The 20323-nt window shown below is 42.8% G+C and carries 16 protein-coding genes; 3 read left to right on the top strand and 13 right to left on the bottom strand.

Translation table 11 applies throughout. The annotated features are described in order from the left end of the window. The first annotated feature begins 598 nt into the window (after nucleotides 1–598). Together ACT3QP_RS02035 and ybeY are read left to right on the top strand one after the other, a co-directional pair. Nucleotides 599–1693 (top strand): PhoH family protein, encoded by a 1095-nt coding sequence (locus tag ACT3QP_RS02035; protein ID WP_444524302.1) that lies wholly within the window; start codon nucleotides 599–601, stop codon nucleotides 1691–1693. 268 nt (nucleotides 1694–1961) lie between these two features. Further along, nucleotides 1962–2552 (top strand): rRNA maturation RNase YbeY, encoded by a 591-nt coding sequence (gene ybeY, locus ACT3QP_RS02030; protein WP_444524279.1) that lies wholly within the window; start codon nucleotides 1962–1964, stop codon nucleotides 2550–2552. A 103-nt stretch (nucleotides 2553–2655) separates the two neighbouring features. On the opposite strand, the gene ACT3QP_RS02025 is transcribed toward ybeY, so the two are convergent. Both ACT3QP_RS02025 and ACT3QP_RS02020 read right to left on the bottom strand, forming a co-directional pair. Beyond that, nucleotides 2656–3531 carry a mechanosensitive ion channel family protein gene (locus ACT3QP_RS02025; protein WP_444524278.1) on the bottom strand — a complete coding sequence of 292 codons (876 nt, stop codon included), beginning with the start codon at nucleotides 3529–3531 and terminating at the stop codon, nucleotides 2656–2658. A gap of 219 nt (nucleotides 3532–3750) precedes the next feature. After that, the gene (locus tag ACT3QP_RS02020) at nucleotides 3751–4638 is read right to left on the bottom strand and encodes an energy transducer TonB (RefSeq protein WP_192519235.1); all 888 of its coding nucleotides are present in this window, start codon (nucleotides 4636–4638) and stop codon (nucleotides 3751–3753) included. Nucleotides 4639–5327: 689 nt separating this feature from the next. Here ACT3QP_RS02020 and ACT3QP_RS02015 point away from each other — a divergent pair. Further along, on the top strand, nucleotides 5328–6179 hold the full coding sequence (locus tag ACT3QP_RS02015) for a hypothetical protein (RefSeq protein WP_444524277.1): 852 nt from the start codon (nucleotides 5328–5330) through the stop codon (nucleotides 6177–6179). 118 nt (nucleotides 6180–6297) lie between these two features. Here the strand turns inward: ACT3QP_RS02015 and ACT3QP_RS02010 are convergent, their stop codons facing one another. The 11 genes from ACT3QP_RS02010 to nuoE form a co-directional block, all read right to left on the bottom strand. Then, entirely contained in the window at nucleotides 6298–7116 is an 819-nt protein-coding gene (locus tag ACT3QP_RS02010; protein ID WP_444524276.1) for a ferredoxin--NADP reductase, read from the bottom strand. Between the two features lie 375 nt (nucleotides 7117–7491). After that, a complete protein-coding gene (gene nuoN / locus ACT3QP_RS02005; protein ID WP_444524275.1) occupies nucleotides 7492–8970 on the bottom strand; it encodes an NADH-quinone oxidoreductase subunit NuoN in 1479 nt (492 codons plus the stop codon). Between the two features lie 3 nt (nucleotides 8971–8973). Then, nucleotides 8974–10599, bottom strand: coding sequence for an NADH-quinone oxidoreductase subunit M (nuoM, locus tag ACT3QP_RS02000; protein ID WP_444524274.1), 1626 nt, complete (start codon nucleotides 10597–10599; stop codon nucleotides 8974–8976). A 1-nt stretch (nucleotide 10600) separates the two neighbouring features. Further along, nucleotides 10601–12475 (bottom strand): NADH-quinone oxidoreductase subunit L, encoded by a 1875-nt coding sequence (gene nuoL / locus ACT3QP_RS01995; RefSeq protein WP_444524273.1) that lies wholly within the window; start codon nucleotides 12473–12475, stop codon nucleotides 10601–10603. 4 nt (nucleotides 12476–12479) lie between these two features. Further along, nucleotides 12480–12788: an NADH-quinone oxidoreductase subunit NuoK gene (gene nuoK, locus ACT3QP_RS01990; protein ID WP_192519290.1), complete on the bottom strand. Its 309-nt coding sequence runs from the start codon at nucleotides 12786–12788 to the stop codon at nucleotides 12480–12482. Between the two features lie 98 nt (nucleotides 12789–12886). Continuing rightward, nucleotides 12887–13615 carry an NADH-quinone oxidoreductase subunit J gene (gene nuoJ, locus ACT3QP_RS01985; RefSeq protein ID WP_192519276.1) on the bottom strand — a complete coding sequence of 243 codons (729 nt, stop codon included), beginning with the start codon at nucleotides 13613–13615 and terminating at the stop codon, nucleotides 12887–12889. After that, nucleotides 13612–14160, bottom strand: a complete 549-nt coding sequence (gene nuoI, locus ACT3QP_RS01980; protein ID WP_192519277.1) for an NADH-quinone oxidoreductase subunit NuoI — start codon at nucleotides 14158–14160, stop codon at nucleotides 13612–13614. Before nuoI ends, nuoJ begins: the two co-directional genes overlap by 4 nt. A gap of 55 nt (nucleotides 14161–14215) precedes the next feature. Further along, on the bottom strand, nucleotides 14216–15259 hold the full coding sequence (nuoH, locus tag ACT3QP_RS01975; protein WP_444524272.1) for an NADH-quinone oxidoreductase subunit NuoH: 1044 nt from the start codon (nucleotides 15257–15259) through the stop codon (nucleotides 14216–14218). Between the two features lies 1 nt (nucleotide 15260). Beyond that, entirely contained in the window at nucleotides 15261–18371 is a 3111-nt protein-coding gene (nuoG, locus tag ACT3QP_RS01970) for an NADH-quinone oxidoreductase subunit NuoG (protein ID WP_444524271.1), read from the bottom strand. 10 nt (nucleotides 18372–18381) lie between these two features. Then, nucleotides 18382–19806, bottom strand: a complete 1425-nt coding sequence (gene nuoF, locus ACT3QP_RS01965) for an NADH-quinone oxidoreductase subunit NuoF (protein ID WP_444524270.1) — start codon at nucleotides 19804–19806, stop codon at nucleotides 18382–18384. Continuing rightward, the gene (gene nuoE, locus ACT3QP_RS01960) at nucleotides 19803–20312 is read right to left on the bottom strand and encodes an NADH-quinone oxidoreductase subunit NuoE (protein ID WP_192519281.1); all 510 of its coding nucleotides are present in this window, start codon (nucleotides 20310–20312) and stop codon (nucleotides 19803–19805) included. Before nuoE ends, nuoF begins: the two co-directional genes overlap by 4 nt. Nucleotides 20313–20323: the final 11 nt, after the last annotated feature.

The raw sequence follows: 20323 nt of genomic DNA, 5'->3' as shown, positions 1-20323 counted from the left end.
GGCATGCTTGCTATACGCAGTTAATGAGGCACTTATTGCCGTTATCAGTTACTTTCATTTAGTGGCTTTTATTTAGTAGCTATCATTTAGCCGTTTTAATATTCTGACCTTGCTTATTTTATTCGTATTTTAAATTCAATTATAAAGCGCTATGATATCATTCATAGACTACCACAAATTACCTATCGCTCCATGCTCTTAACCGTAGACAAAGCGTGTACTAAAAATTCGTGATACCTTGTAATACTGAAGACTAATTCAATATCAGATTGACACGTAAAAGCCATTAATCTTGTAAAAACGTTAAATAAAGCATGACAGTTGCAATCACCATACAAAAACAACGTCATGTAGATGCTGCATGGCTTGAAATTTAAAAACTATCTACCATAATAAAGGCAAGACCGTTACTTATCACCATTCATAAAACAAACAACAGAACCGACAGCCAAACCAATAATACTGCCACCGTCATTTCTATTTCTAAAATTTAAAACTAAGACAATAACGACTAACCATTTTATCTCTTAAGTCCAAAGCTTAATAAAACAACATCACTTTGGGCACACAATAAAAGGATAATCGCTTGACTGATTCCATGAGCCGCCGTATAAAGTTTGAATCATTGACGCCAGCACAGCTTAAAATCGTGCTAGGTGAATACAACAATCATATGAAATATATCCAAAAACGCCTCGATATCAAAATCATGCAGCGTCAAGGTGATTTTTGCCTGAGCGGTGATGTGACTGGTGTTGAGCGCGGTGAACGTATTATTTATAAGATGGTAGATGAAGCGCAAAACAAAAAAGACATCAGCGCAGAAGAGCTGCACCTTATCATCCAATCGAGCATTTCTCGTGATGAAGACATGGCTGCAGATGCGCAACGGGCAGAAGAAGATGCTGCCAAAGAAGAAGATTTCGATGTCACCCATGAGTTCACACCCGTTAGTTTGCGCACGCGTAAGGGTCGCATCATTCCTCGCGGTGGCAATCAGCAAACCTATGTCCAAAACGTACTAAACTCTGACGTCTCATTCGGTATTGGCCCTGCTGGTACAGGCAAAACATATTTAGCAGTTGCTTGTGCTGTGGATATGCTTGAGCGTAATGAGATCGAGCGAATTTTATTGGTGCGTCCAGCAGTAGAAGCTGGTGAAAAATTAGGATTCTTGCCGGGTGATTTAACCCAAAAAATCGATCCTTATTTACGCCCATTATATGATGCGCTATATGAAATGATCGGCGTTGAAAAAGTAGGTAAGCTGATTGAAAAGCAAGTCATTGAAATAGCTCCCCTTGCTTATATGCGCGGCCGTACATTAAACAATTCATTTGTCATCTTAGATGAAGCGCAAAATACCACGCCTGAGCAAATGAAAATGTTTTTGACCCGTCTAGGGTTTGGCTCACGAGCGGTAATTACTGGTGATATCACCCAAGTGGATTTGCCACGTGGTCATAAGTCAGGCTTGGGCCAAGCACTAGAAATATTAAGTGGTATTGAAGAAATTCATATCACCAAGTTTGATTCAAAAGATGTGGTACGCCATCAATTGGTACAAAAAATTGTCGAAGCATACGATGTGTTCGATGAAGAACAAATAGCATTAGAAGAAAAGCGTAAGTTTGAGCGTATCAAAGAGCAAGAGCGTAGACAAGCCATCGCTAATGCAGCAGCCAAACTATAAACTGGCTAGCCTGCTATTTACTTCCATAGAAATGCAAAACCGGATTACTGATTAGTAGTCCGGTTTTTTGCTGCTAGACTGATGGTTAGCATTAGTAATACCATTCACAAAAATTAGAGTAGCAAGGAAAAAGAGTACAAGCACTACACATTGTAGGCTAAGCGATTTTGACACAGCTAATCGTATTCTTGTTAATGGTATAAGTTAATCTTGATCAGTTCGAGCAAATTAAACAAACAACATGGTAATAAAGTAAGGAGAGAACAACATGAGCCAATATAATAATGATGATAGTTTGAAACAAAACAATGAAAGCTTTGAGATATTAGACATCAGTGCTACGAATAGCATCAACGACGAGATTCTCGATGCTTTTTATCATCGTGACATGCTCCTGCCTGTCATAAATGCGACTTTAGATTATATAGATGGGCGTATTAATAATGGTTTGGTACTGCCCTATTTTGCAGAAATTGATATTGAACTGTGGCAGGAAAAACAGAAATCACTTGATATATATATCACTGATGCGACTGAAGGCCGCGAATTAAACTTGGAAGCACGAGGCAAAGATTATGCGACTAACATTCTGTCTTATCCTAGTGACTTGCCAGCCACTATCATCGATCTGATGCCGACCCTAGCACTCGGCGAGCTGATTATTTGTCATGATGTGATAGTGCGTGAAGCAGCAGAACAAGAGAAAACAGTCGCACAACACATTAGCCACCTATTAACACATGGCATGCTACACTTACTGGGATTTGATCATGAACTGGGTCAAGCAGAGCAAGATGAGATGGAGCTTTTTGAGATTGAGGTTTTGGCAGGTTTAAACCTACCAAATCCTTATGCTTAAATATAGGGCGTACTTGATATTTGACCATGGCACTGACAGAGATTGCTTTAGTGATCAGCAGTGCCTATTTATGAGTATTCAACACGCCCTAATCAATTGATAGCTAGTCTTTTGTCATTGGTAGCTTTTGTGATTGATTCATTTGGTTAATCATCTGATCCAGCCCTTTAACATGAACACTACGCTGCGGGAATGGAATTTCAATCTTCTCATCATCGAGTGCATGTTTAAACTGCTCTAGCAAATCGCATTGCATCGTCCACCAATCAGCATTGGTCGTCCAAATATTTAGAGTTAGATCCACTGAGTTGTCACCCAAATTGGTCACGCGCACGACAGGCTCAGGATCAGTAAACGCTAGCGGGTTGTTCCTTGCTAAGTTTAACATCACATCTTTGGCCGTTTTAATATCAGCATCGTAGCCGATACCAACCGTGATGTCGACGCGCCGATTGGGCAATGCGGTGTAATTGATGACCGCTGAGGTGGTGATATCACCATTAGGAATGATTACATCATGATTATTTATCGTCGTTAAATGAGTATTGACCAACGTAATCTCAGTCACTGTACCAGTATAACTACTGATCTGAACATAATCACCACGTACAAATGGACGGAAAACCACAATCATAATACCAGCGGCAAAGTTCGACAGCTGATCTTTTAATGATAAACCAATCGCAACAGCGGCACCACCCAATATAGCCACAACAGATGTGGTCTGTACACCAACCTTACTCAGTGCTGCCAGTGCCACTATCACCAATAGTACACCATAGAGCAGCCGGCTCAAAAAGCTAGCAATGGTATCATCTAAATGACTACGAATCATGATTTTTTGAGCAATGGCAACCGCTTTTTTAGCGAGCCAGCGACCCACGATGAATATTACGATTGCTAGTGCAACCTTAAGAACTAAACTTAATGTGTTGCTGGTAAGGGTAGCAATATCTATAGTAAAACCTAAAAATTCCATACTAACTCTTTATTTTATAGCTGTGTTTGATGAATTGAGGATATTTTTCATCTACAAATCAAAATATTGGGCCGTGTCTTCATTTCAAAAATGGTGATAAAAATAGCGCAGATAATATCAGGATATTAACCAGCTATTTAACGCTGTTTGGCAAGATTTAGCCGTTTTTAGCCCATTTAGATGACTATCAGGTGAATTGAAGACATGCCCTAGTGTCTGCTAATAAGTCACATCAACTTTGTCAGTGTATTGATAGGTACGAATCAAACGCAATTCAACGATATCCTTCATGTCTTCGGTAAATTTACCGAAAGGTGCTGCTTGTCTCACCGACTGCTTAGCAGCTTCGTCTAATATCGTTGAACCGGAGCTTTCTAGCAGGCGGATGGCTTTGACGTTACCATCACTACTAATAATGACCATCAGACGTACGTCACCTGTGATGCCTTGCGCTCGAGCTTGTACCGGATAATGTAGATTACCAATACGCTCAACATGCTCGCGAAAAGTGTTGATGTAATCTGCAGCAGAACCACGTGTCGTTGAGTTACTATCAACCGTCACGACCTTGGATTTGGTCGCATAGACCTGTTGACGTTGAGATAACTGCGCCTCTAAGGTAGCGACTTGTTTACGCAGACGCTCTTCTTGTGCTATTAGATCATCTTGTGCTTGTTTGCTATCATTATCAGACTCTACATTGGCTTGACGCCAACTGAGTGTCGTACGTAAATAGCTCTCTTGATAGCGTTGCTGCCGAACTTTGCGTTGCAAGCTAATGACATCTTGCGTTTCACCCATTTGCTCAGCAGAGAGTGGACTGAACTGATCATTTTCTTGTCGCAACTGCTCCTCTATCGTACCACCGCCTTCTTGAGAAGCATTAGCGATAAAGTGGGCATCTTCGTTTGGCTGCATGTTATCAGTGAGCACTTTTGCAACATCTTGCATCATTGCAGCAGGATCACTCCCCATAGAAAAGCTAACACCAAAAATAATCAATGCGTGTACACCCACTGCGATAACAACAGCAACAGGTAAGCTAATATCCCGCTTAGGTACTTGCGCGGAAAAATGATAGCTTTGTGAATCTTTAATATAGGCCACGGTCAATCTCAGCTTATGGGTACGAGCTTATAGGTACAAAACAGCAGATAATAAGCGTTATAATAATATGCATAGTATAGTCTGGCGCTATGATAACATGACAAAGAATTATATCACTAGTATAACTATTGCTTGAGCAATTTACCCCACTCGCGCAATATTTACAATCTTTGGCCGACTAATTAAAAGAATGTTGTCAAACCTAATACAAAATCAATACGCCAAATTAAAATCGGTTGATGATTTGACTATAGTAGCCACGCCTATTAGGCTTTATATTCTGGGTGTAATTAAGGCGTGCCTTCAGTTCAATTGATAACCATCAAATATTTAATACCCACTAAGTGAATGACTGTAAAGTATATGCGTACATTTTGTAGCCATCATATTTGATATATACTACTTGGTATAGTCAAAGAACTCTAGAACGGATACAAGGCAGCTGACTGCAAATTGTACAAGTATTACATCTAGGAACGAGTAGCCGTTTAGCTGTTCTCTAACTATAGGTATCATCTTACCAAATCAAAACCACTTTATACCAAAACTAAGTAGTAAGATTGGCCATATCAAACTCGTTTTCTTGGCTACTCTAGTTTTTGTAACTGGTATTAATTACCTTGTCTTGATCAGCACTTCTGTGCACGCTCTATTCAACAATACGCCTATAAACTATAAGGATAAGCAGTTTGAGTGATTTTGATAACTTAGATAACTTAGATAACTTAGATAACTTAGATAACTTAGATAACTTAGATAACTTAGATAACTTAGATAACTTAGATAATTCAGAGGATTTTGACGATTTTTTTGAGGATATTAACTACCGTTTCGATGAGTCATTCAGCAATGGTTGGGAACGTCTTATCCAGTCCGTTAGACAGGTATATGACAAAACAGCTGATAAATTTGAAGATGAGCTTGCCTTACCAGTGACACAAGAGTACGTCAATGATGCACTACAAAAATTCGTCACTGATAATGTAAAAGCCATCTTAGAGTTGCGTGTTGAAATGCATGACGACTGGTTTCGCCTATACAGCACGATTAACACAGCGGGTATTTATGTTGAGGTGGCTAGTAACTTTAGCCTAGTTCATATTCAGCTTGATCGCAATGTCCAACGCTTGGTATTTGGTCAGCAGACCTATACTGATATTCTCAACCTACGCTGTGAGTCTTACCTTAAACGCCAAGGTGTTAAGTTCTTTATTTGGTTCTATCACAGCATCCTTAAAAAAGACCCTTTAGGATTTCTACTATCTTACATCAAGATTGCCCGTGCAAAAGATGAAGTCATTTACATTGACATTCATCGTTGGCTAAAAAATAACAAAAAAATCATTAGTACTTTGCATAAGGTACAAGTAAATTATGCCGATCTTGAAGAAGAGCAAATGATTTTAAAAGCTCAAGTTAACTACCGTGACTTACTGGCTGCAAGTAGCAACGAAGATATCATTAGCGATGATGATGAGCCTGAGCTAATGCAGGCATCCGTCAACCCTTCAAATGAGGCTGCTATACCAAGCACAGTATAGACATGACATATTATATAGAAACGTTGATCCTATAAGTTGCTTATTTAAATGCGACTGCTCTTAAACATCAACGTTTTTACAGCATCAAGCTTATAAGATAATCAAACTAGCCACATCTTTACCAGTAATTCTCTACCGCAATATTACCCTCACCGCGGCGATTCATAACCAATCCTAACGCCTTCAGTGCTTCTTTAGTATCTTCTACCATGTCAGGATTACCACATAGCATGACATGCGTACTATCGATGTCTAGTGCAATACCTGCCCGCTGCTGTAGTGTGCCCTCTAATAATAGCTTTGGCAGACGTTCTGCTAACGCACCCTCGACCGGCTCACGGGTAACAATAGGAATAAAGGTTAATTTGGCAGGATTCTCCACCAATGAGCCAAACTCTTGTTGCAAGCTTTCAATCTTCTCAATATAAGCAAGCTCTTCTAGCGAGCGAGCACTATAGGCGAGTACAATATGTTCGTAATCTTCCCACGTTTTCAAGTCTTGTAGCATCGATAAAAATGGTGCCAATCCTGTACCAGTTGCCAGTAGCCATAAATCTTTGGGCAGTGGTTTTTGATAACGTGCTAACGTTAAAAAGCCAAACGGTGTGGTATTTAGCAATAGCTCATCACCCACTTGTAGATATTGCAGCTGTGAGGTAAACGCACCATCAGGGATAACAATAGAGAAGAACTCTAATACCTCGTCAAAGGGTGAAGAAATAATAGAATAAGCACGAAAAATCTCTTCATCGGCAATATCATCACCTAAATTACCTTGCTGCTTATAATAGTTCAAATGACTAGGATTGACGCCCAAACGCACAAACTGCCCTGCAGTAAATTTAAAGCTGTCAGGACGGCTAACCGTAAAGCTAAACAAATTGGGTGTCCATGTGGTTTTACTGAGCACGGTTACTTTTTGAATGTTGTCACTCATGGTAGTTAATCACTTATAGTTGGTAGTTAATTACTTATTTTTATTAAAGTCTAGGGTGTTTCCTCACTCCAAAAACGGAGATAAAAATCAGATAAATTGCCGTCAAACAAGAAAAACAGTATAGATAATATCGAAATATTAACCAGCTATTTGACGCTGTTTAGCAAAATTTAGCTATTTTTAGTTTGGTTAGAGAGCCATCGCTTTAATTTGAGTAGTGGCTCTGATTTTAAAAAACTGATTGTTAAAAATCTTATACGACACAAACAAAAAAGATGCGCCAAGCTTATCATAAAGCTGGCGCATCTTGGTTTCACAACCGTAACAGCAAACAAGGAACAGGTGGTGACTTATCTCATATCCCTAATAATGACACTACCAAATATGTGCCAAACTTGCCCATTCAATCATATTACTTGGCAAGATACCAAAGAGAATAATCACTGCCGTCACCGCAATAATCATGATACCACCCGTACGCATCGCCCATTGTCCAGAGACATCAAACTCAATAAACTGCTTAGGACGTTTGAAGAGTGTGAGCATGACGCGCAAGTAATAAAACAAGCCAATCGCACTACCTAAGATAATCATTGCCGCCAAGAACCAGTTGGTACCTTGTACTGCTGCCAATATCGCAAACATCTTAGTAATAAAGCCTGCTGTCAATGGAATACCAGCCAATGACAACATCATAATCGTCATTACTGCAGTCAGTATTGGACGACGCCAAAACAGCCCTTGGTAATGCGTGAGTTCATCCGCTTCTCCAGTAGCACGATAAGGGCTCGACATCAAGGTGACTACACCAAAAGCACCAATAGAAGTCAAGGCATAAACGGCCATATACATACTTGAGATGCTGTCTGCTGCTCTACCAATACTCACGATTACGATAAGCACGTAACCCATATGGGCAATAGAAGAATAACCCAGTAGACGTTTCAGACTGGTCTGACGTACAGCCAGTAAGTTACCCACTAAGATAGATAAGGTCGCAATTACCATCAATAACATCTGTACCGATGGTAGTGCCAGCAACGCCGTATCAAGTAAGAATCGAACCGCTAATGCCATCATAGCTACTTTAGATACTGAGGCTAAGAACGTAGCGATAGGTGCTGGTGCACCTTCGTAAACATCAGGTGTCCACATGTGAAAAGGTGCGGCGGATAGCTTAAAGGCAATACCAAACATCATCATCGCCGCGCCCAATATCAACAGTGGCGATTCAAAAATATTACTCAATTCCACGCTAATAGGCTTAAAGGCCAACGACCCTACTTCTGCATAAATAAATGCCATACCCATCAATAAAGTGGCTGACGCCGTCGCAGATAGCACTAGGTACTTTAGACCAGACTCTAGCGAGTTTTTACGCATATAGGTATATGACAGCATACCGTACAGTGGTATAGATAGCATCTCTAAGCTCATAAAGAATGACGCTAGATGCTGAGCACTGACCATCAGTAAAGCACCAATCGTCGATAACAACATGAGCAAATAAAGCTCTTCTTTATTATCTTTTAAATTGGTCAAATATGCATAAGATAACGTACAGCAAGCCAATGCACAGATAAAAATAATCACCATGTTAAACTGAGCAAAATTATCAATCACAAATAGCTGTTCAGCATTTGGTGCCAGAGTACCGCTATTGATAACACCAGTCATTTGACCAAGCAAAGTAAATAAACCAATGTTTAAACCAACGACGGTAACTGTGCCAGTCACCACATGTGAGCGTTTAATTGCGATGGCAATCATAACCACCAGTACCGTAATCACTACGGCAATGATTGGTGCATAAGGCAACAATCCCATCAAATCATTCATCGTAATATCATTCATGACTTAACGTGCCTCCATTGCATCAAGCAGGTGCGCCGCATCTACTTGTGTTACTTGACTATATACATACGCATTATTGATCCACTGCATCGCATGACTTGATGTATCAAGGAACGGCTGTGGGTACAGACCGAGCCAAACCAATCCAGCGGCCAATATGAGTAACAATGACAATTCACGTTTGCCCAAATCTTTTAGTTTACGCGGTGGTAGACCATGTGACTTGGTTTCTTGTATTGAAACCGCTTCAATATTATTTTTACCAAATAATGCGCGGTGAATGAGAATAAGCGAATACAAACCTGCCAATACCAAACTGAATGTGGCAAGTACCACAAATACCGGATATTGTGCAAATGAGCCAAATAGAATCATAAATTCGCCAATAAAGTTACCAGTACCAGGGATACCAAGCAACGCGGCACAGAAGAACATCAATATCGGTGCATAATAGCGGAACTGTCCCCACATACCACCCATCAAGGTCAAATCACGTGTATGCAAGCGCTCATACAACTGGCCAGCCATAATGAACAACGCCGCTGAGCTCAGGCCATGTGCAAGCATCTGAATCATCAAACCTTGCAAGCTGAGTAAGGTACCAGCATAGATAGCCAAGACCACAAAACCCATGTGCGAAATACTGGTATAAGCCAATAAACGTTTCATGTCGGTCTGCATAAAGGCCAGCCATGCACCATAAAAGATACCAATCGTACCTAAAGTTATGGCGATGGGAGCAAACTCTTGTGATGCTGCTGGAAATAATGGCAAGACAAACCGAATCAAGCCATATGCTGCCGTCTTAATCAAAATACCTGCTAAATCTACCGAACCTGCTGTCGGCGCCTGCGCATGCGCATCAGGCAACCAGCCATGGAAAGGTATAATAGGCAACTTCACCGCAAAACCAATAAAGAAACACAGCATGATTGGATATTCCCAACCACCAAGTGACGTACCAAGCAAGTCATTATAGTTAAAACTCACCACACCTCTTTGGGCGTAACTAATAATAACTAACATCAAAATACCAATGAGCATGATAAGCCCAGAAGCTTGGGTATAAATGAAGAACTTGGTAGCCGCATATTCTTTGGTTTTACCAACGACATCATGACCCCAAATCGCGATCAAGAAGTAGATAGGAACCAGCATCATTTCCCAAAAGAAGAAGAATAAGAATAAATCAATGGCTAAGAAAACACCAATGACACCGCCCAAACTCCATAGCAAGTTCAGATGAAAAAAACCAACTCGACGCTGAATTTCATTCCACGAACACGCCACTGCCGCAATACCCAGAAATGCTGTCAAAGCGACCATCAGCAAAGACATACCATCTAATGCTAAATGAAAGCTGATACCAAAACTCGGTATCCATGGCACACTAAATTCTGCGACCCACGGCAGATTGGCGCTTGGCCCAATCACTTGCTTGCTCATCCCGCTAAAGTCACCGTAATGCCATAGCACTAGGGACAGTACAAAAGTCAGCATCATGCCAATCAAGGCAATCCAGCGCGGTAGACGTTTATTAAACCGCTCGACCAACCAACATAGCAATCCTGCAATAAAAGGAATTGCAATTAATGCTGGTAGCATCCACGTTTGTTGTAACTCAATCATCTTATACCACCGTCATCATTACCAGCACCAACAGCACAGCCATACCCAAGCCAAAGCTTGTAGCATAACCTCGAAGTGACCCTGTTTGTGTCGCAGACAACATCTTATTACCCGCTGATGCCAGCTTAGGTAGGATGAGCCACGTTTTATCAACAGGGTCGGCTTTAAGTAAGCGGCCGATGAACAAAAAGGGTTTTACAAAAATTATGTCGTATAACGCATCAAAACCTAAGCCATGATAGCACCAGTGATATAACGCACCACCAATACGTGAGCGCTTAAAGCTGGTCAGCATTCGACCTTTATCTGCGACATATAGGAATGCCGCCAATATTAGACCTGCAGCCATCGCACCCATGGCGATATATTCTGCTGTGTGCTTAGCATGTGCTTCACCGGCAACTTCTAATAAGTGCCCAACACTCTCTGGTAGTACTCCTTGCAATGGCGGTGTAATCCATGCACCAATGGCAGTAGATAGCACCAATAATATTGTAAGAGGTAACCAGTACGACATACCAGACAGCTTATGCGCAGGTGTTTTTTCTTCACCAAAGAAAACAATCCAAATCATACGGAACGTATAAATCGCAGTTAAGAAGGCACCAAACACACCCATGTAGAATAATACGAGATGACCTGTGGCATAAGTTTCCCAAAGAATCGCTTCTTTAGAATAAAAACCAACGGTGACCCAAGGTATCGCTGCAAGTGCGCCGCCACCGACTATATAGCACCAAAATACCAATGGTATCTTTTTGCGTAAGCCGCCCATCTTAAAAATATCTTGTTCATGATGTACCGCAAGAATGACCGCACCTGATGACAAGAACAATAAGGCTTTAAAGAAAGCATGCGTCATCAGATGGAAGATTGCCCCTTGCCATGCACCAACGCCCAATGCCAAGAACATATAGCCAATTTGACTCATCGTTGAGTAGGCAAGAATACGTTTGATATCAGTCTGTGCCAACGCACAAAATCCAGCAACAACCAACGTCAAGGCCCCTACACCGCCGACCCAATACAATAAAATACCAGGGGTCAGCTCAAACAACGGATGTAGACGGGCAATTAAATAAACCCCTGCCGTGACCATCGTTGCTGCGTGAATCAATGCTGATACTGGTGTTGGACCCGCCATCGCATCGGCAAGCCATGTATGTAATGGTAGCTGTGCTGATTTACCCATCGCGCCGCCAACCAACATCATCGTTGTCAACATCATCGTTGGGTTATTAATATCGAACACTTCTGGCGCACGAGTAATAATCTCTTGAATATTAAGTGTGCCAAATTCACGGAACAATAAAAACAGACCAAAGGCTAAGAATACATCGCCGACACGTGTAACCGTAAAGGCTTTCATTGCCGCAAGACCATTGGCCCTATCTTGGTAATAAAAACCAATTAGCAAGTATGAACAAAGACCCACGCCTTCCCAACCGAGATAAAGCAAAAACAAATTATCGGCTAGTACCAGTAACAACATACTGGCAACGAATAAGTTCATATAGCTAAAAAAACGTCCAAATCCAGTTTCACCCTTCATATACCAAGCGGCAAACAGGTGAATCAGGAAACCAATGCCAGTGATAACACCCGTCATCGTCAGAGTTAAGCCATCAAAGCTCAAGCCAAAACTTGGCGCAAAATCACCGACTTGGAACCACGTCCAAAGCGGTATCTCTACGACCGTTCCTGCTGGATTGGTGGTCAAAAAAGTATAACTAACGACTAGTGTGCATAGTGCTGATAACAGCATACTACCCACACCGACAATCGCTGCCACCTGCTCCGTTAACTTATCGCGCATAAAGGCTAAGATCAAAAAGCCAACGAGCGGGAATATAAAGGTTAATGGTAATAAACTCATGACATCATCCTTTCATCTCATTGGCGCTATCGACATCAAGATGCCCACGCTGATGATAAAACCGCAATAATATTGCCAAACCAATGGCAGCCTCTGCTGCTGCTAATGTCAAAATAAAGATAAACATAATCTGTCCATCCGGATCGACCCAACGACTACCTGCCACTACAAATGCTAGAGCTGCCGCATTCATCATGATCTCAAGACTCATTAGCATAAATAAAAAATTACGCCGTACCATGACCCCGCACAGACCAATAGCAAATAAGATACCTGCCAGAATCAATCCGTGGCTCATAGGTATCATACCCAGTACACTTTGTGCCTCAGCCACAGGCTGTACTAAGCCTGCCACCTCATGGGCAAACGGCACATTCGCAACATCTTGTGCCACGCTCGCTGCTAGTACCATTAGTCTGACTCCTTGCGTGCAACTTTCTTCACACCTACCTGCGTGCCCACATTCATACTGACATAGTCATGCGGGTCTACTTCTTTATATTCGTATGGTTCGGCCATTTTTACCGTATCATTATCGGTTTGTGTCGTATGTTCGTATTGCTTAATACTACCGACACTAGGTCTGAATGCCTGACTAGCGTTGCTTTCAACTTCATCATCTATAGACTCTTTGCCTAAATGATAAGCAGCAACTAACGCCGCTAACAATAGTAATGCTGCCACTTCTATCAGCATCACGTATTTAGTAAATAACACAGTGCCCACTTCTTTGGCCGAAATAGATGTCACGCCAATCATCGCTGTTTCATCATGATTGAGACCAATCATCGCATAAAGCACAACCGCAATAATGAGCGTCAGTCCTGTCGGTATCGCCCAAGTGCCCGCATCTAGCCAACGTTCTTCACGCTCATCATTACTCATACCTAAATTGAGCATCATGATAACAAAGACGAATAGCACCATAATGGCACCGGCATAAACAACGATCTCTAGGGCTCCTGCAAATGGGGCTCCTAGCACAAAAAAGATACCAGCAATCGCCAGTAATGACACAATCATCGATAAAATAGCATGCACTGGATTGGCTTGGGTTACCACGCGTAGGCTGGCAAATATAGCCACTGCAGCGAGCGAATAAAATCCTGCCAGTTCAGGATGGTTCAAGATATTCATCATGGCAGCAAGCTCCTTAGATCAATCGGTGCAGCTTCATTTTGTGCTGCGCCTTTTGGTTTGTCCGCTACCGCCATACCCGTCACACGATAATAGTTATAATCCGGATATTTACCTGATCCTGAAATGAGCAAGTGCTCTTTTTCATAAACCAAATCTTGGCGCTTATATTCGCCTAACTCAAAGTCAGGCGTCAATTGAATGGCTGTCGTTGGACAAGCCTCCTCACACAATCCACAAAAAATACAACGTGAAAAGTTAATTCGAAAAAACTCTGGATACCAGCGGCCGTCATCACGCTCTGCTTTCTGTAGTGAAATACAGCCCACAGGACACGCTACAGCACACAAGTTGCAAGCAACGCAACGCTCATCACCATCCGGGTCACGCGTCAGCACAATACGCCCACGAAAACGTGGCGGGACTGGTACAGGCTCTTCTGGATAAAGGATGGTATCGCGTGGTCTAAGCGCATGACTATTGACCATCCACATACTGCGAACAATGGTAAATATACCAATGACGGTCTTTTTTATGGTAGTAAACATGGGATTATTATCCTTATCAGCTTTACCCTAGTTCATCAATGATGGCTAGTGATGACTACAACGTTGGGGAAAAGATCAAAATGACTGCAGCAGTAATCAACAGATTAATCAACGTTACTGGCAGACAAACTTTCCAGCCAAAATTCATCACTTGATCATAGCGCGGACGCATGAGTGAGCCTCGAGCCAAAACAAACAGCGTCATAAAGAACAGCGTTTTAATCATGAACCAAAAAGCTGGTGGAATAAATGGAATATCTAAATTAAACGGCGCAAGCCAACCGCCAAAAAATAAGCAGGTCATCAATGCAGAAATCAACACGACATTGACATACTCACCGATAAAGAACATACCGAATTTCATACCAGAATATTCAACATGATACCCTTCGGCCAGCTCTTGCTCTGCTTCTGGCTGATCAAATGGATGCCTATGCGTAACGGCCACACCAGCTACTACAAAGGTCAAAAACCCAAAAAACTGCGGAATGATATACCAGCCATCCGCTTGCGCTTCGACAATAGCACGCAAATTAAACGAGCCAGTCAATGCAACCACACCCATCAACGACAAACCTAAGAAAACTTCATAACTGATGGTTTGTGCCGCTGAACGCAGACCACCCAATAACGAGAACTTGTTGGCAGATGCCCAACCACCGAACATCACGGCATAGACAGCAATACCAGCCATAGCAAAGAAAAATAGAATACCAATATCCCAATCAACCACGCCAAGCGTTGGCGAGATAGGAATGATGGCAAATGAGGCCAATGCAGTAAACATCGCGACCGCAGGTGCCAACGTAAACATAAACTTATCAGTAAAGTTTGGTGTCCAATCTTCTTTAAAGAAGATTTTTAGCATATCAGCAACCAGCTGTAGTGAACCAAATGGGCCCACACGGTTTGGACCATAACGATCCTGCCATAGCGCCAACATACGGCGCTCATAGATAATCATCATCGCGGCAACCAATACCACAACTAAGAAGATAACCAGTGACTGACCAACCAGAAATAAAATAGACCAAGCATCAAAGCTCAGACTTCCTGCCAAAAAGCTTGGCACATCAGGGATAATACGGGTAACTTGCATATTACACCTCCTGTGTGGTGGTAGGCGCTGCGTTTATCTGCGCTGCATCGTTATTGTTAGTGCCATTGCCAGCACCATTATTTATCAAAGTGCTGTCATTAGCCATGCTGCCCATCATAGTGATTGGTGCATCAACTTTACGTACAGACGCTGGCATCGATGGATGAATGATACTCACCTGCCCGACTGGATAACCGATACAACCTTCTGCTAAATAACCAACAATCTGTACAGGCAAGGTGATTTGTTGCTTATCAATCTCAATTGCCAAATAATCGCCATTAGCAATATTCCAGTCCTTAGCATCATCCATACCGATACGCCATGTAGCCACAGGTAGTTGCTCTGCGACGATTGGACTGCGTGAGGCCATCATCGAGCTAGCATAAATATTATGGATAGGCACCAACTTGGCTTGTCCTTGTTGCATATCAGTTGTCGTCACAGACATTGCTTCTGGCGCAATATATTGACGTGTTTCTAGACGTGCTAGCTGATCAAATAAGCGTACGCCTGGATCACCATTTTTCAGATGGCCGCCAACTTTGTCTTGGTACTTGTTCCATGCTTGTGGTGAGTTCCAACCTGCCGCACTGGCAAAAGGAATCATCGAGCTTGGCGTTTGCTTACCGCTATAACCTTCCATTGAGAAGGTCAAACCGGTGTCTAAATCTTTTGGCTGCATCGGCTCATGCACGGATATCGGCGCACGCATAGCGGTACGACCTGAATAGCGGCGTGGCTGACGAGCAATTTTAAGACCAGTCATACGGTAATCAGCATCAGGAGCAGCACCTTTAATACCAGCAAGCTTAGGATGCGTAGCGATTAATGCCTTGATGACATCATCTAGCTGTGTCCAATCAACATCACGACCTTCAATGCTACTATGCACTGCATGTAACCAGCGCCAGCCTTCTTTGATGCTACTCATCGGATGATAATATTCATTGTCATAAACTTGGAAGAAACGCTGCGCACGGCCTTCAGCAGAGATTAGCGTACCATCTGCTTCAGCAAAGCTTGCCGCAGGTAATACGATATCGACATCTTTGTGCCAATCAAGTAGCTGATGATCCAATGCTATGACGGTCTTATCAGATAATAGCTGCGTCAATTTATTGGCATCGATAGCATCAGTCAGTTGATTTTCAGCGACAATAACCACATCAAAATCAGTGGCTAGCAACTCTTCTACTGATTGTCCACCGAGCATGCAAACACCCATGCTATTGGCATCGGTAACTGTTAAGTAGATACCTGCTTGCGCCTGATACTTATTGTTTACTTCTTTCAGCTCAAGTTCTTTAGCAGGCGCGCGTTCTATATTGTCTTGCGTTTCTGTATCAGCACCAGTTTCAGGCTTGTTTGGTTTAGCAGATAGCTCTTTATCTTCTATTTGCGCTTGCTCATCACGAACTTGAGCATTATGAGCCTCAACTTGATGCTGTTCAGTCGCTTTAATTGCTGAACGTTTTTGCGTCAATGCTTGAGTAATCTGCGCCGCTGCTTCTATCAATGCGGTAGACGATAAGCTACTACCCGAGATAACCAGTGGCTTATCCGCTTGAATCAAGTCATAAGCGATTTGCTGCGCCAACGCTTGCATCCCATCAGTCTCATTACTGGCATCAGTACTAGTATCAACATGAGCATCTTGCTCAGCCGCTTGTGGATCTACTATTTCTAATAAATCATCAGCGAAACTAGCAATCTCAGCAGCAACCTTAAAGCCAAGCTTAGTGATATCTTCAGGCGTTGCGACTACGCTGACTTTACTGATGTCTTCGAGCTTAGTCTGAGTCACATCGATGACATAGACAGGACTTAAGGCATCTTGAGCAATACGTTTAACAGGCTCTGCAAGCCACGGCTGCGTTTTTAATGCTGCCGCCATTTTTAGGCCTTCGTTCTTTGCGGCTTGGCGTACTGACAATGCAACACGTGATGAGGTTTGAGTGATATCTTCACCCAATACCAATACCGCATCATAACTTTCGATATCTGTCATGCTAGGATTATAAATGCCTTCAGTACTCAATACTTCGATGCATTTATTGACCAGTGCTTGCTGCTGATGGTTCAAACCAGTTGAAAACTTATCAAAGCCCACCAGGTTTTTTAGCGCAAAGTTGGTCTCTAGACTGGCACGAGGTGAGCCAATACCAATGACTTTTTTATCTTTGATACGTTTGATGGTTTCATCAAGTGCATAATCGATATTTATTTTGACATGCTTATCATTGATACGTTCAAGCGCTTGGGTAGGACGATCGTCACGGTTGACATAGCCATAGCCAAAGCGACCACGGTCACATAAGAAATAGCGGTTTACTTCACCGTTATAGCGGTTTTCGATACGGCGCAATTCACCATAACGCTCACCTGGTGAGATGTTACAACCAGCCGAACAACCATGACAAACGCTTGGCGCATACTGCATATCCCATTTACGGTTGTAACGCTCAGAATGCGTTTTATCAGTAAAAACACCTGTTGGACACACTTCGGTTAAGTTGCCTGAGAACTCGCTCTCAAACTGACCATCTTGGTCGCGACCAAAATAGACGCGGTTGTTTGAGCCATAGACGCCTAAATCTTCGCCGCCCGCATAGTCTTTGTAAAAACGTACACAGCGATAGCAAGCGATACAACGGTTCATCTCATGTGCGATGAACGGACCAAGCTCTTGGTTGTGATGCGTGCGTTTGGTAAATCGATAGCGACGACGATTATGACCAGACATATAGGTCATATCCTGCAGATGACAATGTCCACCCTCTTCACAAGTTGGACAGTCATGTGGATGGTTGGTCATGAGTAGCTCAACCATTGATTTACGGAATGCTTTGGCTTCATCATCAGTGACCGAGATGTACATGTCATCGCCAGGGGCGACCATACATGACATCACGAGACGACCGCGACCCGCTTCCATATCTTCTTTGTTTTGAAACTGCTTGACCGCACACTGACGGCACGATCCTACTGAACCAAGAGCTGGATGATAACAAAAATAAGGCACATCAATGCCGAGCGATAAACAAGCTTGTAACAAGTTATCTGCGCTATCTACTTCGACAGTGGTTCCATCAATATGTATGACTGCCATGCCGCTCTCCTTATTTCACTACTGGCTGTTGGTTGGCTGCAGCATCAATAATATCGACACCAACCGCCTGCGCGATTTTTTGATCAAATTCAGGACGGAAATATTTAATCGCACTCATTAGTGGCTCCATCGCACCTGGCGCATGCGCACAGAAAGTTTTACCAATCCATAAGTCACGTGTAAGGCCCTCTAATTTTTCCAAATCACCTGTCTGCCCCTCACCATCATTGATGGCAGTAAGCAGTTTAACACCCCACGGCAGACCATCACGGCATGGTGTACACCAACCGCAAGATTCACGCTGAAAGAAAACCTCAAGATTACGAACCAGTGGCACCATATCTTGTGCTTCATCCACCACCATAATCAGTCCTGTACCCATACGACTACCAGCTTTTTGAATAGTGTCAAAATCTACTATGACATCTAAATGTTCGGCTGTTAAAAAGTCAGTCGATGCGCCACCTGGTAGCCATGCTTTAAGCGTTTTACCATCAATCATACCGCCCGCCAAACCTTCAATGATTTCGCGTGCGGTATAACCAAAGGGCAATTCCCACAGACCAGGATCATTGACCAATCCTGAACAGCCAAATAGCTTAGTACCTGGTGTTTTGCTAGTACCTTTGATATCCGATAGCGACTGGTACCACTCTACGCCATGGTTTAAGATGGCGGGCATATTGCTCAAGGTCTCAACGTTATTGACAACGGTTGGGCGGCCCCACGCACCAGAAATTTGCGGGAAAGGCGGTTTGGTACGTGGGTTGGCACGTCGGCCTTCTAGACAGTTAATAAGTGCCGTTTCTTCACCGCAAATATAGCGTCCAGCACCCGTATGCACATGCAGGTTAAAACTAAAATCTGAGCCTAAAATATTATCGCCCATGAGGTTGTTAGCCAAGCACTCATCAATGGCAGCAACCAAACGCTCAGCGGCCAAAATGTACTCACCACGAATAAAGATATAACCATCGGTTGCACCAATTGCATGCGCGGTAATAAGCATACCTTCAATCAACTGAAGCGGTAGACGCTCCATTAATAGACGGTCTTTAAAGGTACCCGGCTCCATCTCATCGGCATTACAGATAAGATAGCGAGGTAAACCATCTGGCGGTGACATAAACGTCCATTTCAAACCAGCATTAAAGCCTGCACCACCGCGACCTCTGACGTTAGCAGCTTTAATCATATCGCCGACGGCTTTAGGCGATTGACTTAAGGCCTGCTTTAAGCCATCAAAACCTTTTAGAGATTCGTAAGTGGCCAGATCTAGCACCGCATCATGATGTGCTAGACGCCACGTTAACGGTTTGGTTTCGCTAGTGGCTGTGGCTTTATCACCATAAATTGGAATGCGCTGCTCATTAAGCTGGCTTGGTGCTTTGCCTTGGCTACGTTGAGCAATCTGCTCTGAAAGCGTTAATCTCATGCGTATAGCTCCAATAATTGCGCGACCTCGGAGGGTTGGACGGGACCATACGTGTCTTCATCAATCAACACAGCAGGCCCTTTATCACAGTTACCTAAGCAGCAAATTGGCAATAATGTAAAGCGCCCATCTGCCGTTGTTTGACCATATTCAATACCCAGCTGCGATCTAATTTCAGCCGATAACGCCTCATAGCCTGTCAAAAAACAAGCCACTGAATCACAAATAAGGATAACGTGGCGACCAACAGGCTGACGATAAATACGGTTAAAGAAAGTAGCGACCCCATCCATATCTGACATTGGAATATTTAGAATATTAGCAATGGCGTTCACCTGCGCATCATCTACCCAACCGTTACGCTTCTGCACGATTTTTAGTGCATCTAGTGAGGCAGCACGGGCTTGTGGATAATGGTGCATAAACTCATGGATAGACGCAATTTCCTCGCTAGTGAGAATGCTTTCCACATCTACTTTTGGCATTTTATCGGAAACAATTTTCATAGTTTTCTATC

The organism is Psychrobacter sp. AOP7-B1-24 (genome assembly GCF_052376215.1).
GTDB lineage: Bacteria > Pseudomonadota > Gammaproteobacteria > Pseudomonadales > Moraxellaceae > Psychrobacter.
The sequence above is the reverse complement of the archived record's forward strand: the minus strand, read 5'-3'. Positions and strand labels throughout refer to the sequence as shown.

What these genes read in the sequence shown, in the direction of transcription:
- ybeY (WP_444524279.1), top strand. Translation starts at nt 1,962, where the DNA reads ATGAGCCAATATAATAATGATGATAGTTTGAAACAAAACAATGAAAGC.
- ACT3QP_RS02010 (WP_444524276.1), bottom strand. Translation starts at nt 7,116, where the DNA reads ATGAGTGACAACATTCAAAAAGTAACCGTGCTCAGTAAAACCACATGG.
- nuoE (WP_192519281.1), bottom strand. Translation starts at nt 20,312, where the DNA reads ATGAAAATTGTTTCCGATAAAATGCCAAAAGTAGATGTGGAAAGCATT.
- nuoF (WP_444524270.1), bottom strand. Translation starts at nt 19,806, where the DNA reads ATGAGATTAACGCTTTCAGAGCAGATTGCTCAACGTAGCCAAGGCAAA.
- nuoN (WP_444524275.1), bottom strand. Translation starts at nt 8,970, where the DNA reads ATGAATGATATTACGATGAATGATTTGATGGGATTGTTGCCTTATGCA.
- nuoI (WP_192519277.1), bottom strand. Translation starts at nt 14,160, where the DNA reads ATGTTTACTACCATAAAAAAGACCGTCATTGGTATATTTACCATTGTT.
- nuoM (WP_444524274.1), bottom strand. Translation starts at nt 10,599, where the DNA reads ATGATTGAGTTACAACAAACGTGGATGCTACCAGCATTAATTGCAATT.
- ACT3QP_RS02035 (WP_444524302.1), top strand. Translation starts at nt 599, where the DNA reads ATGAGCCGCCGTATAAAGTTTGAATCATTGACGCCAGCACAGCTTAAA.
- nuoG (WP_444524271.1), bottom strand. Translation starts at nt 18,371, where the DNA reads ATGGCAGTCATACATATTGATGGAACCACTGTCGAAGTAGATAGCGCA.
- nuoL (WP_444524273.1), bottom strand. Translation starts at nt 12,475, where the DNA reads ATGAGTTTATTACCATTAACCTTTATATTCCCGCTCGTTGGCTTTTTG.
- ACT3QP_RS02025 (WP_444524278.1), bottom strand. Translation starts at nt 3,531, where the DNA reads ATGGAATTTTTAGGTTTTACTATAGATATTGCTACCCTTACCAGCAAC.
- nuoH (WP_444524272.1), bottom strand. Translation starts at nt 15,259, where the DNA reads ATGCAAGTTACCCGTATTATCCCTGATGTGCCAAGCTTTTTGGCAGGA.
- nuoJ (WP_192519276.1), bottom strand. Translation starts at nt 13,615, where the DNA reads ATGATGAATATCTTGAACCATCCTGAACTGGCAGGATTTTATTCGCTC.